We start from the raw sequence: 20,043 nt of genomic DNA, 5'->3' as shown, positions 1-20,043 counted from the left end.
CTTCAGGCGGCGTACTCGGCCGGCGTGCTGCGCAGTGGTGAGTCGCCCGGGCGGAGGTTGAAGGCGGAGGCTGCCGAGCCGCCGCGGATGACGAGTTCGACGAAGTCCGTGCCGGAGCTGCCGAGGATCAGGCCCGCGGCTCCGAGAGGTACGTCGGTCAGGTGGCGGTAGCAGCCGACCTCGGTCAGGGTGATCGAGCCGTCCTGAGTCCGGCCGGCGACCGGGACGGACGCCCCGATCGAGAACCCGATCGCGGCGGCGCCGCAGTCGAGCTTGCAGTTGCCGAAGTTGTCGACGACGCTCACGGTCGGCTCGGCGTCGTCCAGCACGGGTACGGCGGTCGGTGTCGACGGGACGGCGTGGCCGTCGGTGAGCCACTTGGCGAGCAGCGGCAGGTACCACAGGCTGCGGAACTGGGTGTCGGCGATCTTCTCGAGCTCCTCGGCCCTGAACTCGGCCCAGTCGCGCGCCGCGGCGACGACCTCGCGGATGTCCGTCACGTGGACCCGATCGATCCCCAGCTCACGGCGTACCAAGGACAGGGTGCGCGCGTCGAACGTGCTCGCGACCAGGTGCCGGCCGTAGGTGAAGAAGCAGAACGGGGCACCGTTGGGCCACTCGCCGTCGCGGGGCGCGATGTTGACCAGCGTTATGGTCGGATGGCCGTCCTCCCCCAGGGACTCGGTCGATCTCAGGCAGTCGAGCAGGGTGAGCGCGGCGAACGACTCCGGATCGGGCCCGTCGGCGGCCACGATCGTCGGCGACTGGCCGAACAGGGCGCCGATCCGGGTGCTGAGTCTGGCGCGGGCGTTGCCGCCGAAACAGTCGGTGACGTAGGTGATCGGGTACATCGAATCTCTCCAAGGATGTGCGGGCAGCTGGAAAAAAGAGAGAGGCCCCCGACACAGGGGGCCTCTCGCTGCAAGCACATGCGCCTACGCCGCTAGAGTCCTCCGCATCGAGGGCTCAGCATTCGCATGGCGGCGTACCAGGTCACGACCACGATCTTAGCTCACCGCGTTTGGCCGTTGTCGAAGTACCGGACCAGGGTCGGATCCAGCGGCGGGACGTCGACCGGAGTGCCGTCCGAGCGCAGCGACGTGGTGGCGGCGTACCCGGCCGCGACCGCGGCCCGCGCGGCCACCGGGGACGTGAGCGTCTCGCCGCCGTCGCGGACGAAGCGGATGAACTCGCCCACCAGCAAGGGATCGGCGCCACCGTGGTGGTCCGAGCTGCCCGGGATCTCGACGACCTGGTCGGCGTCCTCGCGGTACCCGGACCGGCGGCTGTTCCAGACCTTCACCACGCCGCCGTACGTGTCGCCGAAGTTCTCCAGCCGGCCGTGCGTACCGATCACGGTGTAGTTGCGCCAGTAGTCCGGCGTGAAGTGGCACTGCTCGTAGGTCATCAGGACCCCGTTGTCGAGCGCCAGGTTGACCATCGAGAGGTCCTCGACGTCCATCACCGGTGCCAGGCCCTTCTGCTCCAGCGGCGGCCAGTTGTCGTCGCTGACGAAGTCGCCGAACCGCTGCTCCGACCGGTCCTGCCGGTCCTTGATCCCGCCGTACAGGGTCAGCGCGCCCATCGCGTTCACGCGCGTGGTGTAGCCGCCGGCCAGCCAGTGCATCACGTCGATGTCGTGGGCACCCTTCTGCAGCAGCAGACCGGTGGACCGGCGACGGTCCGCGTGCCAGTCCTTGAAGTAGAAGTCGCCGCCGTGGCCGACGAAGTGCCGGCACCAGATCGCCTTCACGTCACCGATTGCGCCGGACTGGATCAGCTCGCGCATGGTCAGCACGACCGGCATGTGCCGCATGTTGTGGCCGACGTACAGCCGGGCACCGCTCTCGTACGCCGCCTGCAGGACCCGGTCGCAGCCCTCGGTCGTGATGGCCAGCGGCTTCTCCACGAACACCGAGACACCGGCGCGGAGGAAGTCGATCGCCGGGCCCTCGTGCAGGTCGTCGGGCGTGGTCAGGAAGACGCCGTCGAGCTTCTGGTCGAGCAGTTCGAGATGGTCCGCGTACGCCGTCGCGCCGCTGAACCGCTCCAGTGCGATGTCTCGCTGCGCGGCGGCCGGATCGGCCACTGCCACGATCGCCGAACCCTCGCCCGGGGTGTGCGCGTACTGCGCGAGCCGGCTACGGGCCCCGAGTCCCACCAAGCCAAACCGAAGATCAGTCATCTGCAAGCAGCTCCTGCACATAGTTGTTTGAAGTAGCCTAACTCCGAGCAGTTGCGTCCTTCAATCACCCGTCCTCCAGCTGGAGTTGCCTCAGCCGTCATCCAGGCAACACTCCGATCTCGCAGTGTGCCTTCACCATGGCGGAATGTGAGCCTCCACTACGTGGCACTGGGGGACTCGACCACCGTAGGTGTCGGGGACCCGATGAACGGCAGCAGTACGACCGACCTGTCCGGTGCCGGCGCGCGCCCGGGTGAAGGGTGGCGAGGCTGGGCCTCGCTGCTTGCCGACTCCCTGGCCAGTTCCCACCGTGTGACGTTCTCCAACTTCGCGACCAGCGGCGCCACCGTGCACCTGGTCGCGACCGAGCAACTGCCCGAAGCCGTATCGACCGGTCCGATCGACATCGCCTCGCTCATCGTCGGGGTCAACGACACCCTGCGATCCAACTTCGACTCCGGCGGGATCCGCGCCTGCCTGGATCACTGTGCCGAGCAACTCACCGCCCGTGGCGCGCTGCTGCTCACGGTCCGGTTCCACGACCACGGCCAGGTGTTCGGTCTGCCGGCCTGGCTGCGCCGCCCACTGTGGGAGCGGATCGAGCAGGTCAACCAGGTGTACGACGATCTGCACGCGAAGTTCGGCGGGATCCGGCTGGACATGGCCGACTACCCGGAGGTGTACCGCCGGGACTTCTGGAGCATCGACCGGCTGCACCCGGGTGAGCGTGGTCATCGGCGGCTGGCCCGGGCATTCGCCGACGAACTGGCCCGGCGCGGGCTGCCGATCGACGTACCTCCGGATCTGGACTGTGCCGGGGTCGCACCGAGCCGGTGGGCGGACACGCTCTGGCTGGTCAAGGAAGGCGTTCCGTGGCTCGGCCGCCGGGCCAACGACCTGCTGCCGTGGGCTGCCCGGATGGCCGTCACCCAGGTTCGCCCGTCCAGTGGCCTGCGTTCGTCCGGTGCCCTGCGCCCGTCCAATGCGGAGGTCCAGCGCCTGGAGGCATAGGGTCGGACGCATGGCGCGTATCGATGGACGTACCCCGGATCAGCTGCGGCCCGTCACCCTGACCCGGAAGTGGCTCGACCACGCCGAAGGCTCGGTGCTGGTCGAGTTCGGCCGGACCCGGGTGCTGTGTGCGGCGAGTGTGACCGAGGGTGTGCCGCGCTGGCGCAAGGGTTCCGGTCTCGGCTGGGTCAGCGCGGAGTACGCGATGCTGCCGCGGGCGACCAACACCCGCTCGGACCGCGAGTCGGTGAAGGGCAAGATCGGCGGCCGGACCCACGAGATCTCCCGGCTGATCGGGCGTTCACTGCGGGCCGTGATCGACTACAAGGCGCTCGGCGAGAACACGATCCTGCTCGACTGCGACGTACTGCAGGCCGACGGCGGCACCCGGACCGCGGCGATCACCGGCGCGTACGTCGCCCTCGCGGATGCGGTGTCGTACCTGCGCGAGCGCAAGCTGCTGAAGAGCGAGCCGCTGACCGGTTCGGTGTCCGCGGTCTCCGTCGGCATCATCGACGGCGCCCCGATGCTCGACCTCTGCTACGAGGAGGACGTCCGGGCCGAGACGGACATGAACCTGGTGCTGACCGGCGACGGCAAGTTCATCGAGGTGCAGGGCACGGCCGAGGGCGCGCCGTTCGACCGCGCCGAGCTGGACAGCCTGCTGGAGCTCGGTACGGCGGGATGCGCGGAGCTGACCAAGCTGCAGCTGGAGGCACTCGCGTGACCAAGGTGCTACTGGCCTCGAACAACAAGAAGAAGCTCGAGGAACTGCGTCGCATCCTGACCCCGATCGTGCCCGGGATCGAGGTGCTCGGGCTGGGCGACGTAGCGGCGTACGACGAGCCGGCCGAGACCGAGCCGACGTTCGAGGGCAACGCGCTGCTGAAGGCGCACGCCGCGCTGGCCGCGACCGGGCTGCCGTCGATCGCGGACGACAGCGGCATCTGCGTCGACGCGCTGAACGGCATGCCCGGCGTCCTGTCGGCGCGCTGGTCGGGACCGGCCAAGGACAACCACGCGAACAACCTGCTGCTGCTCGGACAGCTCGAGGACGTCCCGGACGAGCGGCGTGGAGCGTCGTTCGTCGCCGCGGTCGCGTTCGTCCAGCCGGGCGAGGCGGACGAGCTGGTGCTCGGTGAGATGCGCGGGTCTGTCATCCGCGAGCTGCGCGGCACCGGCGGCTTCGGGTACGACGTTCTGTTCCAGGCCGAGGGGTACGACCGGACGACGGCGGAACTGTCGATCGAGGAGAAGGACGCGATCAGCCATCGGGGCAAGGCGTTGCGTGCCTTGGCCCCGATCGTCGCGAAGGCGTTGGGAGGGTAGGACCATGTTGTTCGCCGGATCGGATCGGGACGGGGTCGCGGACGGGAAGATCACCGCGGCGTACCGGCGGTGGGCCGAGCCCCGGGTGGTGGAGGGGCGGATCTACCGCACCAACGCCGGCCGGATCGAGATCGACAGCGTCCGCCAGGTGAACCCGGAGCTGATCGCCGACAGCGACGCCGACGTGGCGGACGCGGACCGGCGCAACGCGAAGGACGTCCGCCGGCGGCTGCGCGGCAACGAGGACTGGCCGACGTTCCTGATCAAGTTCCACCTGGTCGAGGGGCCGGACCCGCGCGAGGAGCTCGCGGCCCAGTCCGAGCTGACCGCCGACGACCTCGCCGATCTCACGAACCGGCTGGCCCGCTTCGACGAGCTCAGCCACCACGGCGCCTGGACCACCCAGACCCTCCGGCTGATCCAGTCGAAGCCCGCCACCCGGGCCGCCGACCTGGCCGCCGCCCTCAACCGCGAGACGGCCCCCTTCAAACTCGACGTCCGCAAACTCAAGAACCTGGGCCTCACCCACAGCCTCGAAGTCGGCTACGAACTGAGCCCCCGAGGCACCGCATACCTCAACGCCCTGGACTGACCCGAGGGATGAGTCACGCAGTGCCGATCAGCTATGCGGAAGCTGTGCGGTTTCGATTGATGGTCAACCGGCTGGGTGGGCGGTTGCCTGGTGGGGACTATGTGGCGGCGGCTCGGTTTGGGTTGCAGGATACGGCTCCTCGGGATGCGTTGATCGGGTTGCATGCGCGGGTGGAGGGGTGTGAGCCGTGGGCGTGGGAGGCGCCGGGGTTGGTGCAGACGTACAGTCCGCGGGCGGCGGTGTATGTGTTGCCGGAGCGGGACTTCGGGGTGTTCACGGTCGGGCGGATGCCGCTTGATGAGGAGAAGCAGCGGGAGATCGCACGTCAGGCCGACCGGATCTGCCGGGAACTGGGCGGCGCCGAGCACCGCGGCGGGCGGGGCAGCGAACTGCGGAGTGCCTGTTGGAGCGGGCGACTCGCGTTGCGGTGGACGACTAGCGCGCTCTACGTGCGTGAGGTTCCGGCGCCGGAGATCGACTTCCAGGACGCGCATCTGGAGCTGTGCCGACGACACGTGCAGGCGTTCGGGCCGACCACCGTGGAGGCCTTCAGTTGGTGGTCCGGGCTGTCGAGACCTGATGCGAGAGAAGTCTGGAAGCTGCTGGACGGTGAGCTCCTCCCGGTTGAGTTGGAAGGTCGCGAAGGCTGGATCCTCGCGGCGGACGAGCAGGCCGTCCGGCAGGCGCCGACGCCGACCGGTGCACGGTTCCTCGTGGCCTCGGACCTGAGGCTGTTCGGGCAGGACCGGCACGGACTGTTCGCCGGACCGGGGCAGAAGCCGCGGATCCACCTGCACGACTGGTACCACCCACACGGACTCATGCTGAACGGCGAGATCCGCGGCGCCTGGGGACGCAAGGGCGGCAAGGTCGACCTCCGCACCGCCGGCCCGCTGCCCGATCAGGACCGGCCCGCGATCGAGGCCGAGGCACTGTCGATGCCGATCCCGGGCGCGACGATGGCCCTCACCATCACCGAAATGGGGCCGTAGGCAACTACTTGCCGAGCGGAAGACCGGCCTGGAGATGGGCGAACGCGCGGTCGATGATCTCGAAGTAGTCCTTCATGTTGACGTGGCCGGTGCTCTGGTACGTCGCCATCACCACGCCGACGACCGCGCCGGCCCAGGCCCGGACGGCGAAGTCGTCGGCGGAGCGGCCGACCCGCTCGGCCGCCAGGGCGGCCAGCAGGTCGATGCCGGCGTACAACTGGTCGAGCATCCGCGCGCGCAGCTCGGGGGCGTTCAGGACGAGCTGCTGACGCTGGGACTCCAGCTCCCATTCCTCGTCGGTCAGCGTCCGCATGCTGTCCTTGAGGGTCGCACGCAGCGCGTCGGTCGGATTCAGCTCGGCCGGCTGCGCGCGGAACACGTCGATCATCACCGGGTCGAGCCGGTCGAAGACGACGGTGTCCTCCTTGGTCGGGAAGTACCGGAAGAAGGTGGCCGGCGACACCTCCGCCGCGGCCGCGATCTCCTGCACGGTCGTCTCGGCGTACCCCTGGTCGCGGAACAGCCGCAGCGCGTGCTCCTGGATCGCCGCCCGGGTCTTCGCCTTCTTGCGCTCGCGCAGCCCGATCGGCTTCTCCGTCGTCATACCTCGATTGTGACAACTTCCGCGGGCTCCGGCTCGACTGACCCACGCGTGCCGGGCAGGAAGGCCAGCGCGAGCACGAAGCCCAGAGCCGCGATCCCGCTGCACGTCCACAGGGTCGCGCTCATGCCGTGCACGAACGCCTCACGGGCCGATTCCGCCAAGGCCGGCGCGTTGGTGTGGGCCGCGATCGCGACCGCCCCGGACGCGCTGTCGCGGGCCGCGTCGGCGACCGCGGGCGGCAGGCCGCCGACGTTCAGGTGGTCGCGGTACGCCGAGTTGAGCACCGTACCGAGGATCGCGACACCGATCGTGCCGCCGACCTGGCGGAGCGCCTGGATCAGGCCGGATCCGGATCCGCTCCGCTCGACGGTCAACGCACCGATCGCCAGGTCCATCACCGGCGGCAGCGTGAATCCGATGCTCACACCGACGAGGCTGACCCAGATCGCCGTGAACCCGTAGCCGGCGTCGACGCTGGTGAAGGCGCCCATCACCAGGCCGGCCAGCATCAGCACGAAACCGAACGCGACGGTCAGCCGCGGCCCGGCGGTGGCGGAGAGGCGCTCGGCGACCTTGGCCCCGATCAGGAGTCCACCGATGATCGGCAGCAGCCGCAGACCGGTGTTCAACGCGTCCGCGCCCTGCACAGCCTGGAAGAGCTGCGGCAGCACGAACAGCAGACCCATCAACGCGAACGACGCCAGCGTCGCGAGCACCGTGCCCCAGGTGAACCGCGCCGACCGGAACAACGCCAGGTCGACCAGCGCATCCGCCGTACGCCGCTGCCACGACCAGAACACCGCCAGCAGTACGACGCCAACGGCCAGACTGGTCAGTGTCACCGCGTCGCCCCACCCGCGCTCACCGGCCGCGACGAACCCGTACGTCACCGCCACCAGCCCCGCTCCCGACAGCAGAATCCCGGGTACGTCGATCCGTCCGGAACGGTGTCCGCGCGTCGCCGGGATCAGCAGAGCGACCGCGACCAGGCCGACGGCGACCAGCGGCAGGTTGATCAGGAAGACCGATCCCCAGCGGTAGTGGTCCAGCAGCCAGCCGCCGAGCACCGGCCCGAGCGGGATGCCGAGCGAGTTGGCCATCACCCAGATCGTCATCGCCCGGACCCGCTCCCCCGGCTCGAACAGCACGTTCAGCAAGGACATCGACAGCGGGATGAGGAACGCCGCCCCGACCCCGAGCACCGCGCGAGCCGCGATCAGCTGCCCCGCCGACGAGGCGAAGGCACAGGCCGCCGACGCCCCGCCGAACACCACGAGGGCCCCGATCAGCAGATGCTTCTGGCCGAATCTGTCACCCAGCAGCCCGGCGGGCAGCAGCAGCGCCGCGAGCACCAACGTGTACGCGTTCGCGAACCACTGCAGCTGACTGGTCGACGCCCCCAACTCGGTGGCCAGCGTCGGCAGCGCGACGTTCAGCACGGTCAGGTCCAGCCCGACCACGATCAGGCTGACCGACATGGCGCCCAGCGCCCACCACCGCCGCGGGTCGCGGCTCACAGCACCCATGACGCACTCCTCCTGAGATCGACTCTAATTTGAGAGTAGATCTCAGAATTCGTTTCAGCAACCCCGCACTGCCTCCCGCAGAAGCTCCCGGAAGAGCTCGGGCTGCTCCAGCCACGGGGAGTGACCGGCGTCGGAGACCAGGTGGAAGGTTTGGCGAGGAGTGTGCGCCGCCAGGTCACGGACATTGACCGCCGACCGCGGATCACCGGCGCCGTGGACGAACGTGACCGGCACGCGGATCCCGGCAGCGAGCCCGGCCAGGTAGCCCTCGGGCCAACGGTTGACGTCCTGACCGAGCTCGCGGTTGGCGGCGAAGTTGATCGGCAGGTCCACCTCCGCACTCTTCCGCGCCCAGGTCATCGCCATCGACCGGTCGGCGTAGTCGGGGAACCACGCCAGCACGCGGAACTCGATCTCCTCATCGACCGTCCGGCCACGCTTCGCCCCCAGTTCGTCCAGCCGTTCGACCTGTGCCGGGGTCATCCGCCGCGCGCGCTCTGCACGTTCCGGCGTACGCCAGTCGCCGATCCCGACGCCGCCGACGTACACGACTCCGGCGACGCGGTCGCCGTACCACCCGGCGTAGGCCAGCGCGAGCGTCGCCCCGAACGAATGCCCGAGTACGACGATCCGCTCATGCCCCCAGTACTCGCGAAGCTCGTCGATGTCCTGCGCTGTCCGCCGGACCGACTGCAGCTCCGACGGTCCCGACCGCCCGCAGCCGCGCTGGTCGAACCGGTGCACGACGGTCAGATCGTCCAGCATCTCCGCGAGTACGGCGTAGTCGTCCCACAGGCCGGGGCCGCCGTGGACGATGACGACGGGCGGCAACGAACTGGCGGTGCCCGTGGTCGTCGTCCACAACGAGACGCCGTCAGATGTCGAAAACGGCATGGGGGGTGGCGATCTCGACGGGACCCGGATACGTGCGGCGGGCATGCTCTGCCTGGGTTTCGCGCTGGTACCAGGGCGGGACGTGAGTGATGATCAGACGTTTGACCCCGGCCTTCTTGGCGTGTTCGCCGGCGTCGGCGGGCGTCAGGTGAAGGTCGGTCGGGTTGTGCGGATCGTTGTCCTGCAAGGCGGCCTCGGACAGCAGCACGTCGGCACCACGGGCGAGCTCGATCAGCGCGTCGTTGGGCCCGGTGTCGCCGGTGTAGACGAGTGACGCGTTGCCGTGCTCGACCCGGATCGCGTACGCCGGCACCGGGTGCACCATCCGCGCGGTGCGCACCGTGAACGGGCCGATCCGCTGAACCGCCTGCCAGGTGTGGAATTCGATCTCCCCCTCCATCCCGGGATCGATCGGCAGGTCGTACGCCGACGCCATCCGGCCCGACGTCCCGGGCGGTCCGTAGACCGGGATCCGCGGGATCGGCGTACCCGGTCCGTACTTCGCCGCGACGTACAACCCGCACAGGTCCATGCAGTGGTCGGGATGCAGGTGGGACAGACCGATCGCGCCGATCTCCGGGACCGCGACATGCCGCTGGAGCGAGCCGAGCGCGCCACTGCCGAGGTCGAGGATCAGGTGGAAACCCTCGGCGGTGACCAGATAGCTCGAGGCGGCCGAGTCGGGGCCGGGTACGGACCCGGAGCAGCCGATCACGGTGAGCTTCATAGCTGGAACATTACCGGCGGGTTGCCGGCTTCGCAGGATCGCGGGTCGCGTCGCGGATCATCGGATCCAGTTGCCTGGCAGTGATTTCGCGCACATCACGACGGGATCCGGTGCCCTGGACAACAGACCCGCTAGCGGATCCAGGCGAACTGGTCGACCGCGGACAGCACCGGCCCGAGGAAGCGAGAGCCGATGGCAGCGAACTCGTCCGGGCTGCCGGTGGTGACGAAGCGGTGCCGCGGCTCCGGCAGGTTGTCCGCACGGAGCAATCCGGTCTTGGTGAGTACGCCGTATACGTCCTTGGCGCACTCCTCGGCGCTGCTCACCAGCGTGACGTTGTCGCCCATCACGTACGAGATGACGCCCGTGAGCAACGGATAGTGCGTGCAGCCGAGGATCAGCGTGTCGACGCCGGCCTCGACCAACGGATCGAGGTACTCGTGCGCTGCCTCGAGAAGCTCGGGCCCGGACGTCACGCCGGACTCGACGAAGTCGACGAAATCCGGGCAGGCACGGGTGAACAGCTCCACCTGTGGCGCGGCCGCGAACCCGTCCTCGTAGGCGAGCGACGCCGCTGTCGCCCGGGTGCAGATCACGCCGACGCGCTGGTTCCGGGTCGCGGCCACGGCCCGGCGCGCGGCCGGCAGGATCACTTCGACGACCGGTACGTCGTACCGTTCGCGGGCGTCGCGGAGCATCGCCGCACTGGCCGAGTTGCAGGCGATGACGAGCATCTTCACGCCGGCCTCGACGAGGTGGTCGAGGCACTCCAGCGCGTACTCGCGCACCTCGGCGATCGGCTTCGGGCCGTACGGCTGCCGGGCGGTGTCGCCGAGGTACAGGATCGGCTCATGCGGCAACTGGTCGAGCACCGCGCGGGCGACGGTGAGACCGCCGAAGCCTGAATCGAAGATCCCCACCGGTGCGTCAGCCACAGCCAGAGCTTATACAGGTCTGATCGCGGGCAGTCCGGAAGCCAGCCTTACCTAACCGAGCGATCCGACACGCCGGAGTTATCCACATCTTTACTCTGCGGAATTGCCTTTTCACGTGATGGGCGCCACTCTGGAGCGATGTTTGCTCGACCGCCCTTCGTGATGCCATGACACTGGCGCACCAGATCGCGGTGGTGCTGGGCACCACCGCCGCACCGAATCCGCAACCCAACGACGCCACGGCGGCGGGCCAGGCTGCGGACACGCACAGCACGACCGCGGACATCGTGGCGGCCCTCGGGCCGACCGGGATGCTGGTCGTGCTGGCCATGGCGGCGTTCGCCTTGTACGTCGTCTCGCTGTCGCTGCACCCGAACGCCAAATGCAACCGTTGCAAAGGCGCCGGACGGCACCGCGGCGCACTCTTCAGCTACGCCCAACGCCCCTGCAACAGTTGCAAGGGCCGCGGCGTTCATCCCCGACTGGGACGCAAGGTCCTCTTCAAGCAACCGTAGGCGGACATGACCTAGTCACGATCAGGTGCCGGCAGCAACGACAACCGGCACAGTCCTGAGTCCCGGCCCTCCGCCCGCCGGCGCTCAGCTCCACCTCAGGCCCAGAGCTGACCCTCGAGGCGATCCTCCGCCTCGTCGATCGTGCCCTCGTAGGCACCGGTGGACAGGTACTTCCAGCCACCGTCCGCGACCACGAACGCGATATCCGCGGTCTCGCCCTCGCGGACGCATTTCGCTGCCTGGCCGAGCGCCGCGTGCAGGATCGCGCCGGTGGAGATCCCCGCGAAGATCCCCTCGTTGTCCAGCAGTTCACGGACCCGGCGGACGGCGTCGCGCGGGCCGACCGAGAACCGGGCGTCGATCAGGGTTTCGTCGTACAACTCGGGCACGAACCCCTCGTCCAGATTGCGCAGTCCGTAGACGAGTTCGCCGTACCGCGGCTCGGCCGCGACGATGCGCACCTCGGGCTTGTGCTCGCGGAAGAACCGGCCGGCGCCCATCAGCGTGCCGGTGGTGCCGAGGCCGGCCACGAAGTGGGTGACGGACGGCAGATCGGCGAGGATCTCGCGCGCGGTGCCGTCGTAGTGCGCGGCCGCGTTGGACGGGTTGCCGTACTGGTAGAGCATCACCCAGTCCGGGTGCTCCTCGGCGACCTGCTTGGCCACCCGGACCGCCTCGTTCGACCCGCCCGCGGCCGGGGAGGAGATGATCTCGACTCCCCACATCCGCAGGATCTGGCGGCGTTCCTCGGAGGTGTTCTCCGGCATCACGCAGACCATCCGGTAGCCGCGCAGCTTGGCCGCCATCGCCAGCGAGATGCCGGTGTTGCCCGACGTCGGTTCGAGGATCGTGGTGCCGGGCCGCAGCCGGCCGTCCTTCTCGGCGTCCAGGAGCATCCGCAGCGCCGCCCGGTCCTTGATCGAACCGGTCGGGTTGTGGTCCTCCAGCTTCGCCCACAACCGGACGTCCGCCGACGGCGACAGCCGGGGCAGACCGACCAGCGGCGTGCCTCCGACCGAGTCGAGCAGACTGTCGAAACGCATAATCAGCCGCCGGCCACCGCGGGCAGTACGACGACCACGTCGCCGTCCTTCACGCCGGTCTTCAGGCCGCCGGTGAACCGGACGTCCTCGTCGTTGACGTAGACGTTCACGAACCGGCGCAGCTCCTCCGGCTCGCCCTCGACGATGCGCTCCTTCAGACCCGGGTGGGCACCGTTCACGTTGTCGATGAACTCGGCCAGCGTGGCGCCGTCCCCGTTCACCGCCTTCTCGCCGCCGGTGTACGTGCGCAAGATCGTCGGCACGCGCAACTCGATCGCCATATCAGTTGTCTCCTTTTGTTTCCTCATAAGAACCCACCACGCGCACTTCTTCTTCCACGACCTCGGCGTCGATGATCCGGTACGACCGGAACTCGACGGGGCCGTCGTGCGCCGGGGAGTCGGCGCCGTCCCGGGTCGACACCAGCACGTAGTGGGCGCCGGGCTCCTGGGCCAGGTGGATGTCGGTGCGTGACGGATACGCCTCGGTGGCGGTGTGCGAGTGGTAGATCACCACCGGCTCCTCGTCCCGCTCGTCCATCTCCTTGTACAGCCGGAGCAGGTCGCCGGAGTCGAACTCGTAGAACGTCGGTGACATCGCCGCGTTGAGCATCGGCACGAACCGCACCGCCCGGTCCGACCCGGCCGGCCCTGCGACCACGCCACAGGCCTCGTCCGGGTGGTCCCGGCGGGCGTGCGCGACGATCGCGTCGTACGTGGCCTTCTCGATGATCAACACGAGACCACGGTACGGCGACCGCCGGACCCGTCCCGCCAACCCGGGAGTCGGTCCATTATGCGGACAGAGCGCTACCAGCGATCGTGGATCTGTGGCCGGATCCGCTCGTCGTACGTCGCCTGGACGGCGGCTGACTGGTCCGTGGTGAGCGGGGAAAGGCTTGCCGCCGCCAGGTTGCCGGCGACCTGGGCCGGGTTGCGCGCACCCGGGATGACCACGCTCACACCCGGCTGGTCGAGGATCCAGCGGAGGGCGAACTGGGCCATGGTGACGCCGGCGGGCAGCCAGGGCATCAGGCGGCGGACGGCCTCCAGGCCGGTGCCGAAGTCGACGCCGGAGAAGGTCTCGCCGACGTCGAAGGCCTCGCCGTGGCGGTTGTAGGTGCGGTGGTCGTCGGCCGAGAACGTGGTGTTCTCGTCGTACTTGCCTGACAGCAGCCCGCTCGCCAGCGGGACGCGGGCGATGATGCCGACGCCGGCCGCTTGCGCCGCGGGCAGCACCTCGTCGAGCGGCTTCAGCCGGAACGCATTCAGGATGATCTGCACCGACGCCACATTCGGCCGCGCGATCGCTGTGAGCGCCTCGGCGCAGGTCTCGACGCTCACGCCGTACGACTTCATCCTGCCGTCGTCCACCATCGAGTCGAGTGCGTCGAAGACCTCGTCGGTCGAGTACACCGGGGTCGGCGGGCAGTGCAGCTGGACCAGGTCGATGGTGTCGACGCCGAGGTTCTGCCGGGACCGGTCGTTCCAGGCCCGGAAGTTCTCCAGCGTGTAGTTCGACGGCACCTGGTCGACGCGACGTCCCATCTTGGTGGCCACGGTCAGGCCGTCGTACTCCTTGAAGACCTGACCGACCAACCGCTCGCTGCGGCCGTCGCCGTACACGTCCGCGGTGTCGATGAACGTGACGCCGCCCTCGATCGCCGCCCGCAGGACCGCGAGCGCGTCGCTCTCGTCGACCGAGCCCCAGTCGGCGCCCAACTGCCAGGCGCCGAGCCCGACCACACCCACGTCCCGACCAGTCCGACCAAGCCTGCGCGTCTCCATGACGTCAACCCTAGGCAGTGACCGCGATCTGCAGTTCGGGGCCCTCCGCGACGTCCAGGTCTGTCGCGAGGGTCTCGGCCATGATCAGGTCGCGATGCGCCTCGACGGCGTGCATGGTCCGAGCGTCAGCCGTCACCGACAAGCGCATCCGATCGGTCACCTGCAGGCCCGCGTCCCGCCGCGCCTGCTGCACCGAGCGGATCACGTCGCGGGCCGTCCCCTCGGCCTCCAGCTCAGGCGTGATCGTCGTGTCCAGTACGACGAAGCCGCCACCGGAGAGCAGGCCGCTCGCCGTACCGCCCTCGGCCAGCGTGGTCTCCAGGGTGTACTCGCCCTCGGCCAACTCGATGCCCCCGGCAACGACAACGCCGTCCGCGGAGACCGACCAGTCACCACTCTTCGACGCCTTGATCACCGTCTGGACGTCACGCCCCAGCCGCGGCCCGGCCGCCCGCGCATTGACCGTCAGCCGCTGCGACACCGGCGCGTCCACCGCATCCGCCGACGTCAGCACGACCTCGCGGACGTTGACCTCATCCTCGATCAACGGCACCAGAGCCCGCAGCGCCTCCGCGTCGGCCGTTGCCACCATGAGCGACTGCAACGGCTGCCGGCCACGGATGCCTGCCGCCTTCCGGATCGACGACGCGACCGAACACACCTCGCGCACCCGCTCCATCCGCGCGACCAGCTCTGGGTCGTCCGGAAGCTCGTCGACCGCCGGCCAGTCGGTCAGATGCACCGACCGCTCGCCGGTCAGCCCGCGCCAGACCTGCTCGACCGTCAGCGGCAGCAGCGGCGCGGCCGTCCGGCACACCACCTCGAGCGCGGTGTAGAGCGTGTTCACCGCGTCCTGGAACGTCTCCCCCGACTCGTCCCAGAAGCGATCCCGGGACCGGCGGATGTACCAGTTCGTCAGCACCTCCAGGTAGCTGAGCACTGCATCGCAGGCCGAGGCGACGTCGTACCGGTCCAGCTTCTCCTCGACGTCCGCGACGAACACCCGCAGCCGGGCCAGCACGTACCGGTCCAGCAGCACCTCGGAGCCGGTCGACCAGGTCGCGGTCGCCCCGGCGGCGTTCGCGTAGAGCGCGAAGAAGTACCAGGCGTTCCACAGCGGGATCATCACCTGGCGGACGCCGTCCCGGATGCCTTCCTCGGTGACGACCAGGTTCCCGCCGCGCAGGATCGGGCTCGACATCAGGAACCAGCGCATCGCGTCCGCGCCGTCGCGGTCGAACACCTCGGACACGTCCGGGTAGTTCCGCAGCGACTTGCTCATCTTCTGGCCGTCGTTGCCGAGCACGATCCCGTGGCTCAGGCACGACGAGAACGCCGGCCGGTCGAACAGCGCCGTGGACAGGATGTGCAGGGTGTAGAACCAGCCGCGGGTCTGGCCGATGTACTCGACGATGAAGTCGCCCGGGAAATGGTGCTCGAACCACTCGGTGTTCTCGAACGGGTAGTGCACCTGCGCGAAGCTCATCGACCCCGAGTCGAACCACACGTCGAGGACGTCGGGCACCCGGCGCATCGTGGACCGCCCGGTCGGGTCGTCCGGGTTCGGCCGGGTCAGCTGGTCGACGTACGGGCGGTGCAGATCCGGGACCGCGACACCGAAGTCGCGCTCCAGCTCCTCGATCGAGCCGTAGACGTCGATCCGCGGGTACGCCGGATCGTCCGAACGCCAGACCGGGATCGGGCTGCCCCAGAACCGGTTCCGGCTGATCGACCAGTCCCGCGCGTTCGACAGCCACTTCCCGAACTGCCCGTGCTTCACGTGCTCCGGCACCCAGGTGATCTGCTCGTTCAGCTCGACCATCCGGTCCCGGATCCGGGTCACCTCGACGAACCAGCTCGACACCGCCTTGTAGATCAGCGGATTGCGGCACCGCCAGCAGTGCGGGTAGCTGTGCACGTAGCTGTCCTCGCGCACCAGCGCCCCGGCCGCCCGCAGGTCGCGGATGATCGGCCGGTTCGCCTCGAACACGTGCATCCCCTGGTACGGCGGGACCACGGACGTGAACCGGGCTCCTTCGTCCACGGTCAGCACGGTGGGGATCCCGGCCGCTTCACAGGCGACCTGGTCCTCCTCGCCGTACGCGGGAGCCATGTGTACGACGCCGGTGCCCTCGTCGGTGGTGACGTGCTCGGCTGAGATGACTTGGAAGGCGTTGGCGGTCCCGAAGACCTCGGCGTTCGCGAGGAACGGGAACAGCGGGGCGTAGCGCAGGCCGATCAGCTCGGAGCCCTTGAGCCGCCGGAGCACCTCGTCACCGAGGCCGGCGAAGTCGCCGTGCGTCCCGGCGTACGCCGCCAGCCGCGCCTCGGCGAGGATCGTCGGGCGGCCCTCGGCGTCGTTCACCACCACGTAGTCGACGTCCGGGCCGACGGCCATGGCCAGGTTGCTCGGGAGGGTCCAGGGCGTGGTGGTCCAGGCGAGCAGCCGCTCACCGGTCTCCAGCTCGACCGCGATCGTCACCGACGGGTCCTGGCGCTGCTGGTAGACGTCGTCGTCCATCCGCAGCTCGTGGTTGGACAGCGGGGTCTCGTCGTTCCAGCAGTACGGCAGCACCCGCAGGCCCTCGTACACCAGGCCCTTGTCGTACAGCGTCTTGAACGCCCAGATCACCGACTCCATGTAGTCACGATTGAGCGTTTTGTAATCGTGGTCGAAGTCGACCCAGCGCGCCTGGCGGGTGACGTAACTGCGCCACTCGCCGGTGTACTTCAGCACCGACGCCCGGCACGCCTCGTTGAACTTCTCGATCCCGAGCTCGAGGATGTCCGCCTTCGTCTTCAGCCCGAGCACCCGCTGAGCCTCCAGCTCGGCCGGCAGCCCGTGCGTGTCCCACCCGAACCGCCGCTCCACCCGATGCCCACGCATCGTCTGGTACCGCGGCACGACGTCCTTCACGTATCCCGTCAGCAGATGCCCGTAGTGCGGCAGCCCGTTCGCGAACGGCGGCCCGTCGTAGAACACGAACTCGTTGGCCCCGTCCACCCCGGCCGCCCGCTGCTCCACCGAGGCCAGGAACGTCCCATCCTTGTCCCAGTACTCGAGCACCTCCCGCTCAATCCGCGGAAAGTCAGGACTGGCACTCAGCTCAGCGTCACCACTCTTCGGGTAGCTCACCCGCCGATCCTAGATGCGCCACCCCACCAGCCCGAAAACACTTAACGGCGGCCACCGAGGGCGGTGTCGGTTCGCGGGACGGGGGTGGGGTCAGCGCATGTTGTGGAGGAGGGCGGACTGGAGGTAGCCCAGCCAGTCATACAGGTCGTACGTCAGGCGGCGGGGGTCGTCGTCGGGGAGCTTCTCCCAGGTGGAGTAGTCGTCTTCTTCCTTGATGTCCAGGCGGGTGCCGATCGCCAGGCGGAGGTCGTTCAGGGCGCGCAGCCAGGACAGTTGTTCGTCGGGTTCCAGCGCGATCTCGTCCGCCCCGGACTCCTCGAGGGCGGACAGCACCCGCTTGGCGTCGCCGATCTTGCCGTCGCGCAGGCCGCGCTCCGTGAACCGCCGGAACTCACCCGACGCCTGGTCGTCCTCCTTGTAGGCGTCCGGCAGCAACCGCTGGAGTACGACGTCCTCCGGCGGCGAGGTCGGCCCGTCGCTGTCCAGGAGCGCGGCCAGCGGGTCCGAGGATTCGGTGGCGCGCGGCGGCAGGCCGTCGTACAGGAGTTCGACCAGGTTGCGGAGCAGGTTCGCCAGGATGTCCGCCTCGTGCTCGGCGAAACTGACGACGACGGTCTTGCGGCGCTTGCGGAACCGGGTCACGACTTCTCGCAGGTGGCCCACAGGCCGTAGGAGTGCATCGCTTCCACGTCGCGTTCCATCGCCTCGCGGTTGCCGTTCGAGACCGCCGACTTGCCCTCCTGGTGCACCTGCAGCATCAGCTTCTCCGCCTTGTGTTTGGAGTAGCCGAAGTAGGTCTGGAACACGAAGGTGACGTAGTCCATCAGGTTGACCGGATCGTTCCAGACGATCGTCACCCACGGTGGGCTCAGCTCGATCGCCTCGTCGACCTCGGGGCTCTCGAGTTCGCTTGGTGCGGTGCTCACCTGTCCATTCTCTCCATCATCGGTTCCCCGTTCGCAATAGGCTGCCCCTGTGACGCACTCGACCGCGCTCCTCACGGACCACTACGAGCTCACCATGCTGCAGGCCAGCCTCGCCGACGGCACGGCGCAGCGCCGCTCGGTCTTCGAGCTGTTCGCCCGCCGGCTGCCCGACGGGCGCCGCTACGGCGTGGTCGCCGGCGTGAACCGGCTGCTGGACGCGCTGGAGCGGTTCCGCTTCGACGAGCGGGCGATCGGATTCCTGGCCGACCGGGGTGTCGTCGACCAGGCTACCCGGGACTGGCTGGCCGGCTACCGGTTCACCGGCGACATCTCCGGCTACGCCGACGGCGAGATCTTCTTCCCCGGGTCGCCGGTGCTGGTGGTGGAGGCCAGTTTCGCCGAGGCGGTGCTGCTGGAAACCGTGTTCCTGTCGATCCTGAACCACGATTCCGCGGTCGCGTCGGCGGCGTCCAGGATGACCTGGTGGGCCGGTGGCCGGCCGTGTATCGAGATGGGCTCGCGCCGGACCCACGAGGAGTCCGCGGTCGCCGCCGCGCTGTCGGCGTACATCGCGGGCTTCGCCACCACCTCGAACCTGGAGGCCGCGCACCGGTACGGCATCCCGAGCGCGGGTACGGCGGCGCACTCGTTCACGCTGCTGCACGACACCGAGCGGGACGCGTTCATCTCCCAGATCGATGCCCTCGGCAAGGGGACGACCCTGCTGGTGGACACGTACGACGTGGCCGAGGCGGTCCGGACCGCGATCGGCATCACCGGCCCCGAACTCGGCGCGGTCCGGCTCGACTCCGGCGACCTGCCGTCCCTGGCCGGCCAGGTCCGCGAGCAACTGGACGCTCTCGGGGCGACCAAGACCCGGATCATCGTCACCAGCGACCTGGACGAGTACCAGATCGCCGCCCTCGCCCCGGCCCCGGTCGACGGGTACGGCGTGGGTACGTCGCTCGTGACCGGCAGCGGCTACCCGACCTGCGGGTTCGTGTACAAACTGGTCGCCCGGGAGAACGCGGACGGGGCGCTGGTCCCGGTGGCGAAGAAGAGCCCGGACAAGATCTCCATCGGCGGCCGGAAGTATGCGCTGCGGCGCCGCTCGGCCAGCGGCGTCGCGGAGGTCGAGCTGATCGGCGTCGGCGAGCCACCGGTCGACGACGGTGATGACCGCGAGCTGCTCAAGCCGCTGGTCGAGGCCGGCAAGATCGTCGGCCGCACCACCCCGGAGGAATCCCAGGCGCACCACCTCAAGGTGCGCGACGAGCTGCCCCGCTATGCCAGCCAGCTGAGCCGCGGCGAGCCGGCGATCCCGACCGAGTACAGCGGTGACTACGACGCCCGCAACCCGTTCCTGGCCCGGAGCCACATGTGAGCACCGACCAGGCTGAATGGCCTCCCGAGGCACCAGCGAGCGAAGCTGATGTCTTGGTCGCACTGCGGTTCGCCGACCGGGCTGCTCGCAAGGCAGTGACCGACGAACTGGCGGGCACCGGGCTGCACACCGGCCAAGAACTGGTTCTCGCCAAGCTCCTGCACCACGGCTCGCTCCAAGTGGCTCAACTGGCCAAGGTCTTGGACGTCGAGGTGCCGACAGCAACGAAGACCACCCAGCGGATGGAAGCTGCCGGCCTCGTCCGCCGGGTCAGGAACAGCACCGACGCCCGCCAGGTCGCGATCGAACTCACCGACCGCGGCGCCGAACTGGCCCACACGGTCCAGGAGGTCTACGACCGAGCCGGCCGCCGGGCCCTCGCCAAGCTCGGTCCAGAGGACCGCCGCGTGCTCCGCAACCTCCTCTGGACCATCACCACCACTCTCGAGCCCTGAAC

Annotated in this window: 22 protein-coding genes; 8 read left to right on the top strand and 14 right to left on the bottom strand. The window is 69.0% G+C overall.

Annotation, left to right across the window (positions count from 1 at the left end; all coding sequences use genetic code 11):
* Positions 1-2 precede the first annotated feature (2 nt).
* Positions 3-851 (bottom strand): SAM hydroxide adenosyltransferase, encoded by an 849-nt coding sequence (locus ACGFH6_RS23885; RefSeq protein ID WP_393387604.1) that lies wholly within the window; start codon positions 849-851, stop codon positions 3-5.
* A 161-nt stretch (positions 852-1,012) separates the two neighbouring features.
* A complete protein-coding gene (locus ACGFH6_RS23880; RefSeq protein ID WP_393387601.1) occupies positions 1,013-2,185 on the bottom strand; it encodes a Gfo/Idh/MocA family protein in 1,173 nt (390 codons plus the stop codon).
* Positions 2,186-2,332: 147 nt separating this feature from the next.
* Here ACGFH6_RS23880 and ACGFH6_RS23875 point away from each other — a divergent pair, with 147 nt between their 5' ends.
* The 5 genes from ACGFH6_RS23875 to ACGFH6_RS23855 all read left to right on the top strand — a co-directional run bounded on the left by ACGFH6_RS23875 (position 2,333) and on the right by ACGFH6_RS23855 (position 6,109).
* Complete coding sequence (locus tag ACGFH6_RS23875; protein WP_393387598.1) at positions 2,333-3,196, top strand: SGNH/GDSL hydrolase family protein; 864 nt, start codon at positions 2,333-2,335, stop codon at positions 3,194-3,196.
* 10 nt (positions 3,197-3,206) lie between these two features.
* Positions 3,207-3,923, top strand: a complete 717-nt coding sequence (gene rph, locus ACGFH6_RS23870; RefSeq protein WP_131361811.1) for a ribonuclease PH — start codon at positions 3,207-3,209, stop codon at positions 3,921-3,923.
* On the top strand, positions 3,920-4,525 hold the full coding sequence (gene rdgB, locus ACGFH6_RS23865) for an RdgB/HAM1 family non-canonical purine NTP pyrophosphatase (protein WP_393387595.1): 606 nt from the start codon (positions 3,920-3,922) through the stop codon (positions 4,523-4,525). The genes rph and rdgB overlap by 4 nt, the downstream gene beginning before the upstream one ends.
* Before the next feature lie 4 nt (positions 4,526-4,529).
* Complete coding sequence (locus ACGFH6_RS23860; protein ID WP_393387592.1) at positions 4,530-5,117, top strand: hypothetical protein; 588 nt, start codon at positions 4,530-4,532, stop codon at positions 5,115-5,117.
* A gap of 170 nt (positions 5,118-5,287) precedes the next feature.
* Positions 5,288-6,109, top strand: a complete 822-nt coding sequence (locus tag ACGFH6_RS23855) for a DNA glycosylase AlkZ-like family protein (protein ID WP_393387589.1) — start codon at positions 5,288-5,290, stop codon at positions 6,107-6,109.
* Between the two features lie 4 nt (positions 6,110-6,113).
* Here ACGFH6_RS23855 and ACGFH6_RS23850 read toward each other — a convergent pair whose 3' ends face one another.
* From ACGFH6_RS23850 to murI, 5 genes are all read right to left on the bottom strand, one after another.
* Entirely contained in the window at positions 6,114-6,713 is a 600-nt protein-coding gene (locus ACGFH6_RS23850) for a TetR family transcriptional regulator (RefSeq protein WP_393387586.1), read from the bottom strand.
* Positions 6,710-8,239 carry a DHA2 family efflux MFS transporter permease subunit gene (locus ACGFH6_RS23845; RefSeq protein WP_393387583.1) on the bottom strand — a complete coding sequence of 510 codons (1,530 nt, stop codon included), beginning with the start codon at positions 8,237-8,239 and terminating at the stop codon, positions 6,710-6,712. The genes ACGFH6_RS23850 and ACGFH6_RS23845 overlap by 4 nt, the downstream gene beginning before the upstream one ends.
* A gap of 54 nt (positions 8,240-8,293) precedes the next feature.
* Complete coding sequence (locus ACGFH6_RS23840; protein WP_393387580.1) at positions 8,294-9,133, bottom strand: alpha/beta fold hydrolase; 840 nt, start codon at positions 9,131-9,133, stop codon at positions 8,294-8,296.
* Positions 9,114-9,860, bottom strand: coding sequence for an MBL fold metallo-hydrolase (locus ACGFH6_RS23835; protein ID WP_393387578.1), 747 nt, complete (start codon positions 9,858-9,860; stop codon positions 9,114-9,116). Before ACGFH6_RS23835 ends, ACGFH6_RS23840 begins: the two co-directional genes overlap by 20 nt.
* Before the next feature lie 131 nt (positions 9,861-9,991).
* Complete coding sequence (gene murI / locus ACGFH6_RS23830; protein WP_393387575.1) at positions 9,992-10,795, bottom strand: glutamate racemase; 804 nt, start codon at positions 10,793-10,795, stop codon at positions 9,992-9,994.
* A gap of 167 nt (positions 10,796-10,962) precedes the next feature.
* Between murI and ACGFH6_RS23825 the strand changes: the two genes are divergently transcribed.
* A complete protein-coding gene (locus ACGFH6_RS23825; RefSeq protein ID WP_393387572.1) occupies positions 10,963-11,310 on the top strand; it encodes a hypothetical protein in 348 nt (115 codons plus the stop codon).
* Positions 11,311-11,405: 95 nt separating this feature from the next.
* Here the strand turns inward: ACGFH6_RS23825 and ACGFH6_RS23820 are convergent, their stop codons facing one another.
* The 7 genes from ACGFH6_RS23820 to clpS all read right to left on the bottom strand — a co-directional run bounded on the left by ACGFH6_RS23820 (position 11,406) and on the right by clpS (position 18,202).
* Positions 11,406-12,356 (bottom strand): PLP-dependent cysteine synthase family protein, encoded by a 951-nt coding sequence (locus tag ACGFH6_RS23820; protein ID WP_393388751.1) that lies wholly within the window; start codon positions 12,354-12,356, stop codon positions 11,406-11,408.
* On the bottom strand, positions 12,356-12,634 hold the full coding sequence (locus ACGFH6_RS23815; RefSeq protein ID WP_131517485.1) for a MoaD/ThiS family protein: 279 nt from the start codon (positions 12,632-12,634) through the stop codon (positions 12,356-12,358). The genes ACGFH6_RS23820 and ACGFH6_RS23815 overlap by 1 nt, the downstream gene beginning before the upstream one ends.
* A 1-nt stretch (position 12,635) precedes the next feature.
* The gene (locus ACGFH6_RS23810; protein ID WP_393387568.1) at positions 12,636-13,091 is read right to left on the bottom strand and encodes a Mov34/MPN/PAD-1 family protein; all 456 of its coding nucleotides are present in this window, start codon (positions 13,089-13,091) and stop codon (positions 12,636-12,638) included.
* A 71-nt stretch (positions 13,092-13,162) separates the two neighbouring features.
* Positions 13,163-14,140, bottom strand: a complete 978-nt coding sequence (locus ACGFH6_RS23805; protein ID WP_393387565.1) for an aldo/keto reductase — start codon at positions 14,138-14,140, stop codon at positions 13,163-13,165.
* A gap of 10 nt (positions 14,141-14,150) precedes the next feature.
* Entirely contained in the window at positions 14,151-17,276 is a 3,126-nt protein-coding gene (ileS, locus tag ACGFH6_RS23800; RefSeq protein WP_393387562.1) for an isoleucine--tRNA ligase, read from the bottom strand.
* 90 nt (positions 17,277-17,366) lie between these two features.
* Positions 17,367-17,918 carry a DUF2017 domain-containing protein gene (locus ACGFH6_RS23795; RefSeq protein WP_131361797.1) on the bottom strand — a complete coding sequence of 184 codons (552 nt, stop codon included), beginning with the start codon at positions 17,916-17,918 and terminating at the stop codon, positions 17,367-17,369.
* Positions 17,915-18,202, bottom strand: coding sequence for an ATP-dependent Clp protease adapter ClpS (clpS, locus tag ACGFH6_RS23790; protein WP_131361796.1), 288 nt, complete (start codon positions 18,200-18,202; stop codon positions 17,915-17,917). The genes ACGFH6_RS23795 and clpS overlap by 4 nt, the downstream gene beginning before the upstream one ends.
* A gap of 94 nt (positions 18,203-18,296) precedes the next feature.
* Between clpS and ACGFH6_RS23785 the strand changes: the two genes are divergently transcribed.
* Positions 18,297-19,586: a nicotinate phosphoribosyltransferase gene (locus ACGFH6_RS23785; protein ID WP_393388748.1), complete on the top strand. Its 1,290-nt coding sequence runs from the start codon at positions 18,297-18,299 to the stop codon at positions 19,584-19,586.
* Between the two features lie 53 nt (positions 19,587-19,639).
* Positions 19,640-20,041, top strand: a complete 402-nt coding sequence (locus tag ACGFH6_RS23780; protein ID WP_393387558.1) for a MarR family winged helix-turn-helix transcriptional regulator — start codon at positions 19,640-19,642, stop codon at positions 20,039-20,041.
* The last annotated feature ends 2 nt before the right edge of the window (positions 20,042-20,043 follow it).

Origin of the sequence: Kribbella sp. NPDC049227, assembly GCF_043197265.1 — a bacterium.
In the GTDB taxonomy this organism is placed as follows: Bacteria; Actinomycetota; Actinomycetes; order Propionibacteriales; family Kribbellaceae; genus Kribbella.
This window is presented reverse-complemented; position numbering and strand designations above follow the sequence as displayed.